The organism is Chryseobacterium taeanense (assembly GCF_900099685.1).
Lineage (GTDB): Bacteria > Bacteroidota > Bacteroidia > Flavobacteriales > Weeksellaceae > Chryseobacterium > Chryseobacterium taeanense.
Window position 1 is genome coordinate 107,437 of record NZ_FNDW01000004.1, and the last position, 17,249, is coordinate 124,685.

At 28.3% G+C, this 17,249-nt stretch carries 16 protein-coding genes; 8 read left to right on the forward strand and 8 right to left on the reverse strand.

Translation table 11 applies throughout. The annotated features are described in order from the left end of the window. The first annotated feature begins 105 nt into the window (after positions 1-105). Positions 106-1,104: an AAA family ATPase gene (locus tag BLR30_RS07625; RefSeq protein WP_228400738.1), complete on the forward strand. Its 999-nt coding sequence runs from the start codon at positions 106-108 to the stop codon at positions 1,102-1,104. Next, the gene (locus BLR30_RS07630) at positions 1,082-2,281 is read left to right on the forward strand and encodes a DUF3871 family protein (protein WP_089856740.1); all 1,200 of its coding nucleotides are present in this window, start codon (positions 1,082-1,084) and stop codon (positions 2,279-2,281) included. Before BLR30_RS07625 ends, BLR30_RS07630 begins: the two co-directional genes overlap by 23 nt. A gap of 36 nt (positions 2,282-2,317) precedes the next feature. Here BLR30_RS07630 and BLR30_RS07635 read toward each other — a convergent pair whose 3' ends face one another. From BLR30_RS07635 to BLR30_RS07660, 6 genes are all read right to left on the reverse strand, one after another. Continuing rightward, positions 2,318-3,751, reverse strand: a complete 1,434-nt coding sequence (locus BLR30_RS07635) for a hypothetical protein (RefSeq protein WP_089856743.1) — start codon at positions 3,749-3,751, stop codon at positions 2,318-2,320. A gap of 109 nt (positions 3,752-3,860) precedes the next feature. Continuing rightward, complete coding sequence (locus BLR30_RS07640) at positions 3,861-5,144, reverse strand: hypothetical protein (protein ID WP_089856745.1); 1,284 nt, start codon at positions 5,142-5,144, stop codon at positions 3,861-3,863. A gap of 1 nt (position 5,145) precedes the next feature. Further along, positions 5,146-7,122, reverse strand: a complete 1,977-nt coding sequence (locus tag BLR30_RS07645) for a DUF3732 domain-containing protein (RefSeq protein WP_089856748.1) — start codon at positions 7,120-7,122, stop codon at positions 5,146-5,148. Continuing rightward, positions 7,122-7,640: a three component ABC system middle component gene (locus BLR30_RS07650; RefSeq protein WP_089856750.1), complete on the reverse strand. Its 519-nt coding sequence runs from the start codon at positions 7,638-7,640 to the stop codon at positions 7,122-7,124. Before BLR30_RS07650 ends, BLR30_RS07645 begins: the two co-directional genes overlap by 1 nt. Then, positions 7,624-8,856 carry an ABC-three component system protein gene (locus BLR30_RS07655; RefSeq protein WP_089856752.1) on the reverse strand — a complete coding sequence of 411 codons (1,233 nt, stop codon included), beginning with the start codon at positions 8,854-8,856 and terminating at the stop codon, positions 7,624-7,626. The genes BLR30_RS07650 and BLR30_RS07655 overlap by 17 nt, the downstream gene beginning before the upstream one ends. A gap of 321 nt (positions 8,857-9,177) precedes the next feature. After that, complete coding sequence (locus BLR30_RS07660; RefSeq protein WP_089856754.1) at positions 9,178-11,250, reverse strand: AAA family ATPase; 2,073 nt, start codon at positions 11,248-11,250, stop codon at positions 9,178-9,180. A 597-nt stretch (positions 11,251-11,847) separates the two neighbouring features. Between BLR30_RS07660 and BLR30_RS07665 the strand changes: the two genes are divergently transcribed. Together BLR30_RS07665 and BLR30_RS07670 are read left to right on the forward strand one after the other, a co-directional pair. Further along, positions 11,848-12,198, forward strand: coding sequence for a hypothetical protein (locus tag BLR30_RS07665; protein WP_089856756.1), 351 nt, complete (start codon positions 11,848-11,850; stop codon positions 12,196-12,198). A 180-nt stretch (positions 12,199-12,378) separates the two neighbouring features. After that, a complete protein-coding gene (locus BLR30_RS07670) occupies positions 12,379-12,807 on the forward strand; it encodes a JAB domain-containing protein (RefSeq protein WP_228400739.1) in 429 nt (142 codons plus the stop codon). Between the two features lie 250 nt (positions 12,808-13,057). Here BLR30_RS07670 and BLR30_RS07675 read toward each other — a convergent pair whose 3' ends face one another. Then, positions 13,058-13,294, reverse strand: a complete 237-nt coding sequence (locus tag BLR30_RS07675) for a helix-turn-helix domain-containing protein (RefSeq protein ID WP_089856759.1) — start codon at positions 13,292-13,294, stop codon at positions 13,058-13,060. A gap of 144 nt (positions 13,295-13,438) precedes the next feature. Between BLR30_RS07675 and BLR30_RS07680 the strand changes: the two genes are divergently transcribed. From BLR30_RS07680 to BLR30_RS07695, 4 genes are read left to right on the forward strand one after another with little or no spacing between them, the layout of a single operon-like run. Then, positions 13,439-13,903 (forward strand): hypothetical protein, encoded by a 465-nt coding sequence (locus BLR30_RS07680; protein WP_089856761.1) that lies wholly within the window; start codon positions 13,439-13,441, stop codon positions 13,901-13,903. Positions 13,904-13,948: 45 nt separating this feature from the next. Further along, positions 13,949-14,428 (forward strand): DUF4339 domain-containing protein, encoded by a 480-nt coding sequence (locus BLR30_RS07685; RefSeq protein WP_089856763.1) that lies wholly within the window; start codon positions 13,949-13,951, stop codon positions 14,426-14,428. Between the two features lie 46 nt (positions 14,429-14,474). Next, positions 14,475-14,912 carry a hypothetical protein gene (locus BLR30_RS07690; protein WP_089856765.1) on the forward strand — a complete coding sequence of 146 codons (438 nt, stop codon included), beginning with the start codon at positions 14,475-14,477 and terminating at the stop codon, positions 14,910-14,912. 15 nt (positions 14,913-14,927) lie between these two features. Next, positions 14,928-15,641, forward strand: a complete 714-nt coding sequence (locus BLR30_RS07695) for a metallophosphoesterase (RefSeq protein ID WP_089856767.1) — start codon at positions 14,928-14,930, stop codon at positions 15,639-15,641. Positions 15,642-16,164: 523 nt separating this feature from the next. Here BLR30_RS07695 and BLR30_RS07700 read toward each other — a convergent pair. Continuing rightward, entirely contained in the window at positions 16,165-17,241 is a 1,077-nt protein-coding gene (locus BLR30_RS07700; RefSeq protein WP_089856769.1) for a hypothetical protein, read from the reverse strand. Positions 17,242-17,249: the final 8 nt, after the last annotated feature.

Genomic DNA, 17,249 nt, shown 5'->3' on the forward strand with positions numbered 1-17,249 from the left:
GTGACTTTAAAAAGCTTGTACTAAACAAACAGATAAATAAAATTACAAAATTTCACAAAAATTGATTCACTTTTTTATTAACCTTTTTTAATCTCAAAATTAATTATGCAATTAAAACAATCACAAAGACAACAAGTCAAGTTAAGACTTGGCTTGTCTGGAGCATCAGGATTTGGAAAGACCAAATCAGCTTTATTATTAGCCTATGGAATGACACAAGACTGGAGTAAAGTAGCTGTAATAGATACTGAAAACTCTTCAGCTTCTCTTTATTCTGATTTAGGAAACTACAATGTTCTGGATCTGCAAACTCCATATAGTCCCGAAAGGTATATTCAAGCAATTGAACTATGTGAGAAATCAGGAATTGAAGTAATCATTATAGATTCAGCTAGTCATGAATGGAATGGAACAGGAGGATGTTTGGAAATTCACGAAAAATTAGGTGGGAGATTTCAAGACTGGAGTCAAGTCACCCCAAGACATCAAGCTTTCATTAACAAAATCCTACAATCAAGTTGTCATGTCATTACTACTACCAGAAGGAAAATGGATTATTCTTTAGATATTGGTTCTAATGGTAAGACTAAAGTTGTGAAACATGGAACTAAAGAAATCACCAGAGATGGCTTTGAATATGAGTTAACTATAAATTTTGAGCTTATTAATGAGAACCATCTTGCTAAAGCCTCAAAGGACAGAACAGGGCTATTTATGAATAAACCTGAATTTGTTATTACTTCTGAAACTGGAAAGTTAATTTTGGAATGGTGTAATTCAGGCTCGAAAAACAATTCTTCTGAAAATTTTACACAAAGCTCAGGCGGAAGAAATAATATGCCTAAAATAGACCCTAAAGAAGCATTTGAGGGTATTTCTCCTTATGAGAATAATCCAAGTCTAAATCTTTCCCATGTAACAGAGAAAGAAGTATATGAAGCTATTCAAAGCTGTAAATCTGTTACAGAGCTTTTAGCATTATACAGACAGTTTCCACAATTTCAGGAAAGCTTAAAGCCTGATTTTGAGGCTAAGAAATCTTTACTAATCAATTTAAATAATCCAAATAATTTCAGTACAAATGGACACTCAAAATTTCAATAATTCTACTACCATAATAGGGAAAGACCAGGGTTATATTTCTAATATACATCTGGTTCTTCAGAATGTAAATAAGAATAAAATAGTTAGTGATAATTTCTTTAATGATAATATTGATGAGGTTGAAGTATTTTACCCAAATAAAATGAATGAGGTAATTAAGCCTGAACCACCAAATCAAGTTCAGGCTTTTTTAATGCCTATTTCTAAAGAACATAATTTTGATGATACCTCTGCTAATCTAGGAAAAGGAGAAGACATTAAGCACAAGCCTTTTATTGTAGCCAATACATCTGAAGCTACATTGCATCATCTACAGAATGATTGTATTATTCCTGTATTCAGTAAGGATAATGAGAAAACTATTGCACATCAAGAATTCATTGAAGTTGTATTAAGTGCTGTTCAGAAAATATTCCCAAATCATAACATTACAAAACCAGAAATAAGAGTATCTCATCAAATCAAAGGCAGAATACCTTCAGCTATTCATAAGCCTGTAAAAGAGCTTTTGGAGCATGAAAAAACCATTTATTATGAAAGGATGGCATTCATTATAAAAGTCCCAACTATTACAGATATTGTGAATGGAAATAAGCTTTGTCTTACTATTGGAGGAGTACGCAGTTATAATTTGGAAAATCTTTACAATAAAAAGTCTTTGGAAAAGTTCAAACTGTTCATAGGTTTTCAAAATCAAGTCTGTATGAATCTTTGTGTGAGTAGTGATGGCTTTGTTGAAGATATGAGAGTAGGGAGTGCAAATGATTTGCATTCAAAGGCTTTAGAAGTAATGCAAAATTATAATGCAGAGCTACATCTTATGGAAATGAAAGAATTGACACAGGATTTTCTTTCAGAACATCAGTTTGCTCAGCTCATTGGAAGAGCAAGGCTTTATCAGCACTTGCCTAAGTCTGAGAAACAGAATATTCCTCTACTAAACTTTAATGACAGTCATATTAATATGATGGCTAAGGATTATTATGAGGACAAGAATTTCTGTAGAAGTCAGGATGGAAATATTAATCTTTGGGATGTTTACAACCTCTTTACACAAGCTAATAAAAGTAGTTATATAGATACCTTTCTTGATAGAAATCTGAATGCTTTTGAATTTTCAAAGGGTATTCAGAAAGCACTCAATGGTAGTTCTGATTATCATTGGTTTTTGAGTTGAATTTTCCACCTTGCTTTTGGTAAGGTGGATTTATATTTAGTCCTTTATAAAATATTCTCTCATTATTTCAACAATCTTTTGTGCTTTAGATTTCTGCGCTCTTGCTATAATTTCATTTTCACTTAAAAAATCTATTTTATATTTTCTTGACTTTTCTTTTCTATCTTGAAGTAAATCTTGAGCTTCTGTAGTAAAGCCAGAAGTTGACCAAAATTCAAATATGATGTCTTTATCATTTTCAAAGCTCCTAATCCAGTCATATATAACCGGAACTTTTTGGGTTAGCCACTTATTAGTTTGGTCTAAGTCTACACTTCTTTTGTATGCTTTACATTCGCAAATTGTTAAACTTCCTTGTGAACTTGCGTATACATCAATTTCTCTTTGAAATCCTGTATAATTTATTTTTCTACCAATGTCAATATTTTGAGATATATTACTATAATAATACCCTACAGCAAGTTCAAATAAATCCCCTTTTAAGTTATTAGTTTTACCATCCACTAATTTATTTAAATTAATTATTAAATCAATATAAGCCTGAGGGTTTTGCTTTAGAATTGCTCCTGCATTTGCTACAGTATTTATTAAAGATCTTAAGAGTTCTTCATATTCTGATCCAAATAACTTATTTACGAAACCAACAATAATTCCATTACTTTTTAAAAGTTTAAAGGCATCCTGATTAACATTATCTAAAATTAAATAAGGTAAAAAATTATTTTTACTCGTATTTTTGATAACATCAATTTTTGCCAAATATGTGTTAACATCTTCAATGGTAACTTTATTACCAATAAGAACATCTGTAAGTACAAATGCCGGATGTAAGATATTCTTTGAGAAGCTAGTAATACCACAAACGTAGCTTGGTGCAACGAATCCAAACTGAAATTTTGCAAACTCGCTGTGAAATTTGCCACTATTATAAGAAACCAAACCAATACTTTTAGAATAATTATAAAATTGTGAAAGAATAGTTTCTTTTGCAAGCTCAACGCCTTTATATAATTGAAAATTAGCTTTTTTTGAAGTAATTAAATCATTTAGCATGTAATAATCTCCATCATCGATTATGACTTCTAAACTCTTTAATTGAGTAATAACATCACTGATATTTCTATGGGATGTAAGGTTTTGTGTTGGACTAAAAGTAAATGATGACAGATGATCCTTTTTAATATAACCATAGTGATATTCTATTGCTCTTATAACTGAAAAATACTTTTTAGCATCAGTTTTTAAACATGCCCTTAAATTTTCAAAATATATTTGAGTTTGAAATTGTTCATCTAAAAAATAAAAGGCTTGATTATCTTTAAAGAAACCTATTATTTTATTTACTGGAGATTTTAATCTTGAAATCCTTTTTCTAATAGCTTCTTGTGAAAGACCATCATCTGAAAGCTCTTTTATTAATACTGAAGAAAGAGTAGGTCCATTCTTTTTTAAATACTGTTCAACTGTCACACCTCGCTATTTATAATAATTACTTATTTTAATCTGTTCTTATTTTTTTATAAAATACTGAAAATCAATTAAAAAGAAAAGTTAATTGTAAAAAGTCTTGTCCAAAATCTTAGTTTAATTGAAAATAATCATAAAATGACTGCTCACAATTTAATGTTGCTGCAATTTGTAATATTTTATTTTTTTTGTTTTCATTTTCATTGAATAATTTTGTTAAAGAGTCCTGTAACCAATAAGGTCTAATTCCATTTTCTACCATTTTTTTTAAACCCTCAACCATAACCTCATTTATATCTTTATATAAAAATAATAAAGTTATTAACTCTTCTTTAGAATTTATATAATTATAATCTTTAGTATAAATATTTCCTTCTACGAACATTATTTCATACGCAACATTATTAAAAGTATTATTATCAAACATTACTTTTTTTGAGTTATCATCTAAGTTAAGGTTTTGGTAGCCAGTTTGATTAAAATTTTTAAATATATCCTTATAAAATTCTTCAGTTTCTTGAGCGGGTATTTTATTATTTCTAATAAGAGCTAAAAGTATGTTATATTTTGCATGACCTAACATCCAAACACGTACTTTCCAAATATTTCTTATATCAACTTGATTATAATTAAGATAATTTATTGATATAGGAAATTCAATAACAAACTTTAAATCATAATTTTGAGCTTGATTTTTAATAAAAAAAACTAGTTCGTTAATAATTCTCTTATTCTTTATTTCAGATAAAATTCTAAAAAAGACATTTTGTTTATCTTCATCTGGAACATAATATCCAGAACCAATAATTTGAATATTGTTTAGGGAAGTAAAAAAATCTTTCAGATCTGAATACTCGACAGCATTTTCAATCTCATTAATTAAAATATCTGGACTTGCATTTATTGAAGTTTTAGTTCTATCAAAAAAATCACAAAATTTATTAAGTAAATTTTGTTTACTACCTTCTAAGCTTATCTTAGATAAATTAGATTTCAAAAATGACCAAAACATTTCTGTATGATGAAAATTAATCTCATTATCTTTGAAATGAGCACAATCATTTCTCCTACCTTTCCAATATTTAATTTGTTCTTTAATAGAATCATTAAATTTAAAAATTGCAGTATTACTTGAGTTCGTTAACTCTGTAAAAACTCTATCCTCCCAAAAATTTTCATCATTTAATGTGCGAATTATCTTATCCCATCTACTATTATCAATATGTGCAGGTTTTTTACCTGCAATTATCATTTCTTTAATATAATTCAGAAAGCCTAAATAGGAAAACAGTAAAGAAGCTCTGAAAGCTTCAATTTTATAGCATTTAATTGCTTCCTCAAATAGCAATTTAGAATCTAAGGAATGTTTAAATTTCTCTCTTATCCAATTTATCATTTTAATACCAATTTCCAGGAATTAATGCATCTTGATCCCATCTTTCTACAAGATGAAACGAATCAGTACTTATATTTTCCCACATTGATGTAGGCACATGTTCTAAAATAATTACTTGTATTTTATTATTTGTTCTTTTCATAAATTCATATGTAGTTTCGAATATTTTTTTTGTGTCTTCAATATCTTTTGATTCTTCAGTAAATTCTTTAGGATAATATACTTGACTGGGTTGATCAAGAACTAAAAAAGTAGGGACATAGTTAACTTTACCCACTCCTTTAAGCTGATTAAGATATTCATGCAAACCAAATAATGTTGCTAAATGATATCCCATATAATTGGCACCACTGCCAATCCTTGAAAGAAAATATTTATTTTTAGTTTTTATATCTTCAATCTTAATATTTAAACTTTCTGTAGGATCAAAATGTACTATTCTGTTATACTTGTCTTCAATAGGTAAGAGTTTTGAGTATTCTGAAATAATATTACTTAATTTTTTAAGAGATGCTTTTTTATTAAATTTCTTATACAGACCATCTAACTTTAATTTTTCTGTTGCAATATGTTCTTCTAATTTTTTAATTTCTAAAAAAAGTTCGCTTGAAGGTGATATTTTATTTAGATTATCAATAACGTGTTCTATCTTTCCCGAAAATTCATAGATTTTTTGAAGTGAATCATTTTCTTCTTTTTCCTTAGATAATAGTAGGTGTAAGTTCTCATCAATATCTGAAATAGCAATTTCATTTTGGTTAATTTCTAGTTTTAAAACAGCCTTTTCCTTCTCAAAACTAAGTTCATTTGATTTTGCTTTTTTAAGAACTTCTAAATTCTTTTGCTTTTCTTCATTTAAATAAATTAATTCATTAACAGCCTTTTTTGAATTCTCACCACAAAATGGGCAAGCATCATTTCCTTTCCTTTGTAAAAACCATTCTATTGGTTGTAATCTTTGTTCCTTCTCTCTTGCTACATCATCTACATAAGAGGCTCTTGAGTTGTCTAGTTGGATTATTTTGTTATATTTAAATTTTAAATCTTCCAGTACCCTTACTTTTGAATTTCTATCATTATTAAGCTCAGTTACTTTTTCAGAAAATCTATTTATACTACCATTTTTATATAATTCCCCAGAATTTACTCTCTTAACAATGCTGACTAACTCATTTTTAATCTCATCTACAGTGGAGTTTTGAATATTAATATCAGAAATTGTTAAACCTAAAGAAATAGCCTGTGTGTAGTATTTGTAAACATTTGCTTGCCAATTTTCATACTGAGCTTTGATATGTTCGAAAGTTATTACTTTTCTATTCTTTACTCTTTCCAACTCATTTATTTCTCTTTCTAAATCAATTATTTCATATGACTTATATCCTAATATTAATGGGAAAATTGTTTTCAACTTTTGCAAATGTTCCCAAGAATCAGTTTTATAGAACATTGTTGTTGGATTTGCAATAATATTTTGGGTCTGAAACTGAAATGCTGCTGTATCTCTAAAGCTTGCAGCATGGTCAAAAGAACTTTGATTGTCTCCAGTTTCAATATTTTTAAACCCAGCAATATCATTCATAAAAGATTTAAAGTAAGAAGTATTAATTGAGTAATCTTCTTTATTTCTTAACCATTTATTACTTCTAAGCTCAATTTTTTTATCACTATTCGATTCTTCTTTGTAGAAGTACATTTTAGATTTATGGTCATCAAAATTTTCTCTTCCAAAGAAAAAAAACTCATTATTGATTTTTACGTAGATTGCAAAAACTTCTGTAGTGTCTCTAATAAGTCCAATAGGTATGTTGCATTCACCACTACCCAAGCAATAATCAATTATATTTATTATTGCTGATTTTCCTTTTTGACTGGTGCCTGTTATAATATTAATTTTTCCCTCTTTAAAAGTTAAAAATCTAGGTTTTAGATCTTTATTTTTAGGGTATAGAATGATATTAAGTATTTGAAAATTCATTAAAATCTTATATTTAATTCTAATTGTATGTTTTTATCATCAGTTTTTGCAAACATATTACCCAGCCTCCTTGCTGTATCTTGTATATTTTTGATTGTATTTTCTCTACCAGAAAATGAGGGTATAGAAATTTTATTTCTTAGGTCTTCAGGTTTAATAGTGATTTCATTATTCTCATTAATTGATAATAATTCTCTATTGAATGCAAGGTTTAAGGCATCAAATGTTTGAGGAGACATTTTATTTGCTCTTTCTTGTAACCCTAAAAGAATAGATTTATTTTTTATTAGAACAGTATATAATTCTGTTGATGACTTAAATGTTCTCATAGTATCTTGATGGTATACTATTGGTAAAACATAGAATAAATATTCAAGTTTGGGGAAATTATTCTTATTCTTTTTATTTACAGCTAAAACACAATAACCTTGTACAAAACTATAGCATGCCAAAGCTCCTATTCCAACATTTTGGATAATATCGTAAAGGTTAAATTCTTGTTTAAGATTTTTTATCATCTTCTAATAATTTTTCCCAATTTGGATGCCATCCAATTTCAGGGATATTTGACAATTTTAAAAAACTACCATTTTTTACATACATATTTTCAATATTGAAACCTATATCAAACTTAAATTTCATCTTTAAATCCTTAATTATGTAAGTATATATTTGGAATCCTAATTGACCTAGTTCATCATCACTATACTCATGTATCTCTTTGCTTATAGTTGAATACAAATGATTTTCCCATTCAATTTTACAATTTTGTAAAAAATCAATAAAATCCTCTCTGGTTAGGTTTCCTGTACTTATAATGTGAGTATGCTCAATTTCATATCTAATAAAGTCTTCTATAGAATTTGTAATAAAATGTTCTTTTGATTTACTATTTATATTCAACAAATTAATTTGCTGTACAAAAATCTCATCTTTTTTGGATTCAATATCTATAGGTAATATATTGATATCCTTTTTTGCTCTAAAAATTGCATTGACAATGGAAGATGATCCTAAACAAAGTTTTAATCTTTCACTAAATTGAAGTTTTGTAAATTCTGCGTGTTGACTACTTTTCCAATTATAAAAACAGGTAGTTGTCAACCAGCCAAACAACTCTTCATATATTTTATCTTGCTGTTGCTCAGTATAAGAATCAATATGTAATTTAGTAATTATTGATTTTTTTATATTAGTACTTTCCTTGGTTTCAACATTCTTACAAATTATTTCCAACTCTTTTTCATTTGCTAGAGCAAAATCTATTAAATTCAGTATTTGAGATATAGTGTTACCCTTCTTACCACTCTTTGTTTTGTACCCATCCAATTTTTTTTGTTGAGAGTTTCTTAAATCTTGAATTATCTTTTTTACATCTTCAAAATTATTCTTTACAATAAACTTTAATAATGAAGTATCAGAAATTTCTTTATTAGTTGAGCAATATAATTTTGTATTAGAAGTTATTACCCCTGTTTGAAGTTTCTGAATCCATAGTTGAATTGTCCTCCATAAGGCATATTCTGTATCTTTGAAAGTTGACCCACTTTCTAATATTGAATGTTTATCCTGTTCTAAAAGTAGTATAGAACCTTCTTCAGAATGAGCAGCAATATCATCTATTTTTTCTATTGAAATGGATTGTGTTTTTTCCTCTAAATTACAAAGAAGAAAAAGTGCTCTTTCAAATTGAAATAAATAGCCTGATATAGAACCTACTGCAGAGTCTGTCATTTTGAAATTTCATGGTAATACCAAATATACAATTTATAATAATACAAGTAATAAGCAGGTGTAAAATAAGTCACTATTCAATGCTATATATCTTGCTAAAATCATATAATTAAATATTTATTGTTTTGCATAAAAAATAAAAACACTTGTCTTTGTATTTTCTAAGTTTTAATAATAATATCTGAATTCTTTTTTACTAATAACTTATATTGTACTTTTTCTATTGTTCCATTAGTACATTGTTTATATTTTAAAATTAAAAACTCAAATTATGAATTTTTTTAATAATAACATTACGGGTTTCCGTATTTAAAGTAAATACTACTCCAACCAAGATATTATTTCTTCATTTTCTTTATATATGTTTTTCATAACATCATAAATAAAAGAATTTTTATTTTTTAATGTGATAACAAGTGTGTCAATTGGTCTAGTTAGAGGTATCAATGACCATAAATATATAAATCTGTCTCTTTTTTGTTCAAATGTTTCTAAAGCCAGTTCATTTTCATTTTTTTCTTCTTTATATGTCTCCAATTTGTAACGAATAAATTCATCAAAATCTAAACAGATGACTGACCATCCTTCTAAACCTCTACAAGAATCATATTGAAATATTCTGTGCTGATTTGTATCAATTGGATATTGAGATTTACTTCTAAATTGATATGATGTACCATCCCATAATTTAGCTCCAAGCATATTAAATTCTTCTAATTTATTAAAATGAGAATAGGTATATCCTTTGTCATTCTTATGCTTTGTCACATTATTTGGTGGTGTAAAAAAGAGCATATCATAAGGAACATTATTATTTTTGTATAAATCAGTTAAGAGTTCATTATGTAGCTCATTTGTGTAATCTCCTATTTTTATAATTATTCTACCTCCATTCATTTCTTCTTTAGGTTCTAAAAGCCAATTTAGTCCAACCTTTTCCGCATACTTATTAATAAACCATACAATGCTTTTTTTCTGTCTTAAGCTCTTATTCTCATATGTTTTATTAAAGTCTCTTCTAGGTCTCATACCATAAGTCCAATTACAGTTTAGTTTTGTTCTAATTAGCTGGTCTGAACCTTCTGCTAAAATTATGTTATGCTGTCCAAATAGTTTGTACAAAACAACCTTTTCTCTTTCATCCCAATCTTGACATTCATCAACAAGTAAATACTCAAAGTCAATTGTATCATAATTACTCTTCATCAAATTTGTTATTTCCTCTTCATCAATAAGACCTTCATCTATAAAGTCAACTAATTCATTTAAAAGTTTATAATAAATTTCATCATCTAAATAATTGTCCAATTCAACATCTCCTACCTCATTTGGCTTTGTCCCAATATTGAACCCTTCTAATACATCTTTGAAAAACTTATGTAAAGTAGATATTTTAACAGTATGTGAATCAATTCCATCAGGTATCCCTTGCAGAGCTATTATTCTTCTGATATCACTTACTAATGCATGGTTATAAGTTAAAATAAGACATCTTTTTTGATGATTTAGTGCTAAGTCAAATGCAGCATTAAGTAATTTAGTAGTCTTACCTGTGCCTGCCTTTCCAGAGAAGATTATTAATTTTTTACCTAAGTCTTCTGCATAATTTTGATTTTTGAATAACTTCCTATTAAGTCTCTCTATCTTATCTCTGGTTAAAGAACCCATCCCTTTCTTGTTTTCCAAAAAAATGTCAAAAACTTTCGCTTGATTTTCTAAGTCTATATCATCATTTTTTAAAAAATAACTATCATAAGATGCAAAATGTCTATACATTCCATTCTCATCTTTTGCACATCTTGGAAAGTTTTGTAAAAAAGCTTTTTTAAATAAGTCAATTATTTTAAAATTAGAAGATAAGTAATTATTTAGGTTATTTTCTGTCAAATAATCTAATGATTCTGAACTAACATTTTTAAACCATATGAAATTTGAAATAAAAGGACTTTTTCCAGTATTTTCCTCTAAATAACTTTTTAGAGAATATTTTTGTTTTTCACTTTGAGAAGTTACATCCTTTTTTTTATTATCATATTTAACAAATAACGTAAGTCCTTCTCTTGTTATACTTTCTGCTCTATGACTTTTGATCTCAAAAACATAACAAAAGTTGTTAACAAAAATATTTTTACTTTCTTTAATAATAACAGGTTCTCTTAATGTTGTATCATAAATCTTGGTGTGTATATTTCTTATTAAATGACTTTTTAGTTTACCAATTACAATTAAATCTATGTCTTTAATTTCTTGCCCATAAAGAGTTGCAGAGGGAATAATTATTATTTCTCCATTATCATTTTGATTGAAATATTCTTCAAATGTTTTTTTTAGTTTTTTAGCTTCAGCATATTCAGAGGTTTCCTGACTGCCCTTTATGGTTATTTTTACTGACATAAAAAATATTTTCAAATATAAATCTAATGTTTTCCTCTGAATAGTTAAATATTTGTTTGTCAATTTTTTAAAAAATTACTATACATTATCAAAATGGTTGAACTAATTTTTTTAAAATATTTTAAGAACATATTCTAATACGAATCTCCCCACATCAAGCACCCTCATTTATTCCTAATACTCAGAAAAAATTTATACAAAATAAAATTTTAGAGGGTTTATTCTCTCGCAGAGGTCCTGTCAAAACAAGCCCCCTGTACATTTTCTTTCCCCAATATCCCGCACCCAATTCCAGAGAAATCTTTTTTCTAAGAGGAGATATTGATTTCAAAACAATTTAAGATAAATTTTATTCTCAAAGATTTGTTTTAAACACATTTAAACTTGGATGCTATTTTTAGTTTTTATGTCATGAGTTTCATGAATTTTTAAAATTGTTGACTTGTAAGACTTAAGTTTTTAATCAATCAGATGTTTTTTTATTTTAAAGCATAATACCTTTTTTCTCTATGTCACCCCCACCAAACACCTCCACTTATTCTTAGGTCTTAATAAATCAGGCTGTCCATTTAATATTTAACTCAAAAATCAAAAACAATGGTAAGAATTTTAGGCTACAAACAAAGACAAAAAGAAGATGGAACAGAGTTTTATCTTTTAGAAGTACAAGGTGGTATTGAAATGGTATTAAGTAAAGCCACAGGTCAATACTATGCTACAGCTAAGAAAGCTACTGTATCAACTACATTTGATGAAGAAACATGCAAAGCTTTGGTAGGAAGTCAGATGCCTGGCAAAGTTTCAAAAATTAAAACTGAACCATATCAGTATGTAATCAAAGAATCTGGGGAAACCATTTCTTTGGAACATAAATACATTTACCTTCCTGAAGGTGTAGAAAGTTCCGAAGAGAAACTGGCAAAGCAACTTGAAGAAGCTTTTGCATAAAAATAATCTGTCCATTTTTCCTAAATCCATATATTGGGTTTGAGAATTTTGGACGGATTTTTATGTTACTAAAATGTCCATTTTGTGTACCAGTATATAGTATTATCACATAAAATGGACATTTATTCAAAAATTATTTACTCACAAACACCCTTTTACCACATGAATCAAAATTTAAAAGTGGCAGAATTACTTGTTTCTTATTCTCCCAATATAATATCTGAACAAAAAATAAGTAATAGCAGAGAAACATACAGTTTAATCACAAACCATTGGAATCTTGATACAATGGAAATGTATGAGGAAGTTAAAATAATTCTTTTCAACAGAGCAAATAAGGCTTTAGGTGTCTATGATTTATCCAAAGGAGGTATGTCTTCTAGCATCATTGATGTGAAGATTATACTTTCAATTGTTCTGAAAACCTTAGCTAGTGGAATTATTTTAGTTCATAATCATCCAAGTGGAAATCTTGTCCCTAGCAAATTTGATATTGATGTAACCCAGAAATTAAAATCAGCTTGTGATTTGATGGATGTAGCATTTCTGGATCATTTAATTATTTCAAAAGAAAATTATTTCAGTTTTGCTGATGATGGATTGTTATAATTATATATTTAATTTTCTTTAGACCACTGTAAGGGAATTTAAATTTGGATGATTTTAGATATTTTTTATACTACATAAAAATATCACTACATATATATCATAGCCAAATCATAACTCTTTTTTAGCCATTAAGTTAATGGATTGAATAAACTCTACTAAGAATAATATTATTCTGAGCTACTAGATTAAAGTGGAAACAAACAGGATAAATAAGAAGTAAAGCTTAATATAATTAACAAATAGCCAAATTTTAAATTTCAGTAGATTCAAGATTTACTAAATCTGCAAGCTTCATATCCATTGCTTCTGCAATTCTGAAAAGTGTAATTACTGTAGGATTGGTTCTACCAGCTTCAATTCTTGAAATATTTGTAGGATCAATATTTCCATCCATTTTGCCAACTAAATCAGCTTGTGAGATTCCTTTCTGTAATCTCACCTCTTTAATTCTTTTACCAATTTTTTTAAGAATTTCAGATTTATCCAACTTGCCATATTTGTCAGGTCAAAGGAACTTAATATATTTACAGATTGTAATGCCATATATGGCAACATTGAATTTTATCTCGTTATGGATTCCCGTAATGTGTAAACATGAATTATAATTAATTTGCTAACTAAACTTAAAACAATGAAAAAAACTTTATTCCTAATCATTCTATTTTTCTCAACTTACCTATATTCTCAAACATCTCAATATGTTGAATTTCCGAATATAAATACAGAGGTTCTTCCTAATAAAGCAAGAATTTATGTTATTAGACCAACAGGGAAATTAAGCCATTATTATATAACCCTATCATCTAATGGAAATATGATAGGAAGGCTTGATTATAAAAACTATCTGTGTTGGGATGTAGATGCAGGTAAATACAATTTAGAAGGAGCTTTTGAGGGCAACAAGATTAGAAAGGATCAGACTGAAAATAAAGATTTCTTTACTGTAAATGCTAAAGAGGGAAAGACTTATTACATAAGGCTTAGTCCAGCTTATGGTCTAACAACAGGAAAAGCTTCATTTGATATTATTGAACCAGAAAAGGCTCAAGAATATATCAAAAAATTTCCGAAGCCAAAAGTGAAATATGTTGATTAACAAAGGTTACAATCTAAAATATTCAACTGATAACTAATTTTTAGCATGAAAAAATACTTTATTTCCTTAGAGGGGCAACAAACAGGACCATACACAATAGAAGAGCTAAAAGCTATGAACTTAACAAACAAATATTTGGTATGGACTGAGGGATTTAGTGGATGGAAAAATATTCAATCTGTTCAAGAGCTGAGAGAAAGTATTACAAAGCTTCCTCCCAAAATTGAAAATCAAAAACTGCCCCAAATAAGCAATTCTATTCTTAGCAGGATAGTATTATTTTCTTTTTTGATTTCAGCGAGTTTATTTTATTATTTAGGAGGGTTTACAGAAAAGAATGAACTGATGGAATTATATTTTGGAGAAAACTATCTATATAACACAAATTTAAATTCTTATGAGTCAGCACCACAAGTAAGGATGATAATTGCAGGTTTTTCTCTACTTCAAGGCTTGTTGATAGGACTTTTGATTTACTATGTAATTAAGATTAATATGTACAAAAAATTATATCTGAAGCTGTAAAATGAAACCACCTCGAAGCAGGTGGTTTTTTTAATCTCAAATGTAAATGAAAGATCTATTTCTATCTTTAGAAATAGGAGAGGATTATGAAAAATATGAATGGAATCTGGAAATATTAATTTGTGAAGAGGTACCAATGTGTGATAAGTATTTATGGGTTGGATCTAAAGTGAATAAGATTTTTAACTTAAAGCCAAGCATAACAAAAGTAATATTTTATTGGGATAGGCTTGAAGTAGTCATTCATGAATTTGATAATAAACACAGAACTGCCTACAATAAACTTAATGCTAATTTATCAAAGAATTTTTCAACATTAAGTAATGAAAATCTAAAATATGGTATTATCATAAATAAATTTTTTATGGGTAAAATAGATTTTTGGAGTCTATATCTGCCCTCTACCAATCAGATTAAACTAATATCTTTTTCAAACTCTTTTCCTTACACAAACAACTTAATTGGTTCAATTTTAAAAATCTAAAAAATATAAATACAAATGGGAAGAATACTTATCACAACTGACAATCATGGAAACTTAAAAGCTGTAAAACAAGTCTTAGAAAGATGCAAATTCAATCCAAATGAAGACCTATTAATAAATTTAGGAGATGTAGTTGATAGAGGTATTGAAAGTGCTGAATTAGTTCAATTCTACATTGACTTAGCAGAAAAATGCTTGTACAAACCTTTATTCATTAAAGGAAACCATGATAATTACTGCCACAAATGGCTTAAATCAGGAGAAATCAGTATGGAGTGGTTAATGAATGGAGGTACGGCAACTATTGATTCTTATATAAGAACAGCCTATTTGGATAGTGAAGCACATTTAAATTTCTTTAATGAAATGTTTGATTTCTACATTGATACTAAGAACAGAGGGTATGTTCATGCAGGTTTTACATCTCCTAATGGTTTAGGAAATGATAATTCTGAAACATACTATTGGGATAGAAGCCTTTGGGAATTAGCTTTGTTAAGTAATGAAACTAATGAACTTCCTGAAGAATTGAGAATATTTGAATCACATAAGGAAATATTTATAGGACATACCCCAACATTAAATTGGAATGAAACAAAACCTATGAATAACTATAATATATGGAATTTAGATACAGGGGCTGGTTATGGAGAAGGAAAGGTCACAATCCTTGAAGCTAACTCTAAAATATTTTGGCAGAGTGATATAATAGATGAACTAAACAAATAATTAAACATATTGAAATATATATCTTCCCCTATTATGATAGTATAATTTGTATAAACACAATTAATTGAAAGATTATCTTTTGTAAATAGTGTATTCAGACAGATAATTATAATTAACAATATAATCCAGACATTTCCCTATTATGATAGTAAAAAGGTACACTTTCAGGCACACCTTTTAAAGAAATAATATATAAAATACTCAATCTCAATTTGAAACATTGTCATATTCGAGCCCAGGTGGGGCCACTTTTTAAATCAAGCACTTACAGAAATGTGAGTGCTTTTATTTTTTTAATTAATTAAAGTAAAAATATTGGTTAACATAAGTAAACAAAATCTTTATTTAACTATGAAAATAGCCGCTTATTTCTAATGATTATTAAGATTCAATCTTTCTTAAAGCTATACATAATTTGCCAATCATTGTATTGCACTTCTGATAAAAACGAAAGAAGCTGTCCAAAAGTTATGAACAGCCTCTTTTTTACAGAAATGTTGTAATTTTGCAATAAATCGTATTATTAATTTTTGTAAAATCCGTTTGTTGCAATTCCTGTATTGAACGTTGATAGCAGCGAACCGTTGTTGGCGTTGTAAACAGATACTTTGCTGTCTGAAGTGAATGTTTTTGCATCCGCTACAAATAATCTTCTGTCGATTACATTGAATCCATACAGATTGGTAACTCCCGTCAATGTAACAAGTGCACTTGTAGGAGCTGTTGTAGAACTGATATTCATAGAATATACTTTAGTGTTGTCCACAAAATAGAATTTGTCTGAGTCTATTCTCAGCTTCTGTACCTGCGGGATAGATGTTAGCGTAACTGTATCATACGCTCCGGTTGCCGGATTGATTTTATAGATATAAGAACTGGTGTCGTTAGAGGTAAGAACATAAGCAGAACCATTGTAAGAAACAAGATCTTTGATGATTGCGCCTGTGTTTGGTAAATCTACTGTTTTAGAAACAGTATTTGTTAATGGACTTACAATGGTAATCGTATTTCCTGTTGGGTGTCCTGCGTAAGGAGGTGCTGAATCATAATAAATACCATCTGTCTGTACCACGATATTTCCCCCTGCCTCAACTACTTTTTCGGCATATCTGTCAAAATTAATGCTTTTTACAAATGAGTTGTCATTAGTATTATAAACATTCAGTTTTTTTACGGTTGAAAAATTGTTATTTGTAACAAAATACTGGTTTCCTGAATACGCGATATATCTCGGATTATCAAGATTTGATGTAACGGTAGCTTGTTTTCTGAAAGTATGCTTGTTTACAATTTCAATTTTATTAGGCGAATTCATCACCAAATAAGCATAATCTCCTTTGAAACCAACTGTCTGCAAAACACTTCCTAAAATTTCGTTGTTATTATTTGCCGCGTAGATTCCGTTCTGTAAAATCCCTAAATCATTGCTTACGTACGAAACGTCAGAAGTCGGTGTTGAGAATCCTCCTTCATTGGAAATGATGATACCGTTTGCATAATCTACCTGTGGAGTTTCCATTACAAATTCGTCATCACTACATGCAACGTTGAACAACAATGCCGAAGCAAATGCAAGAGATAAAATTTTTCTGATTTTCATTTATTTTT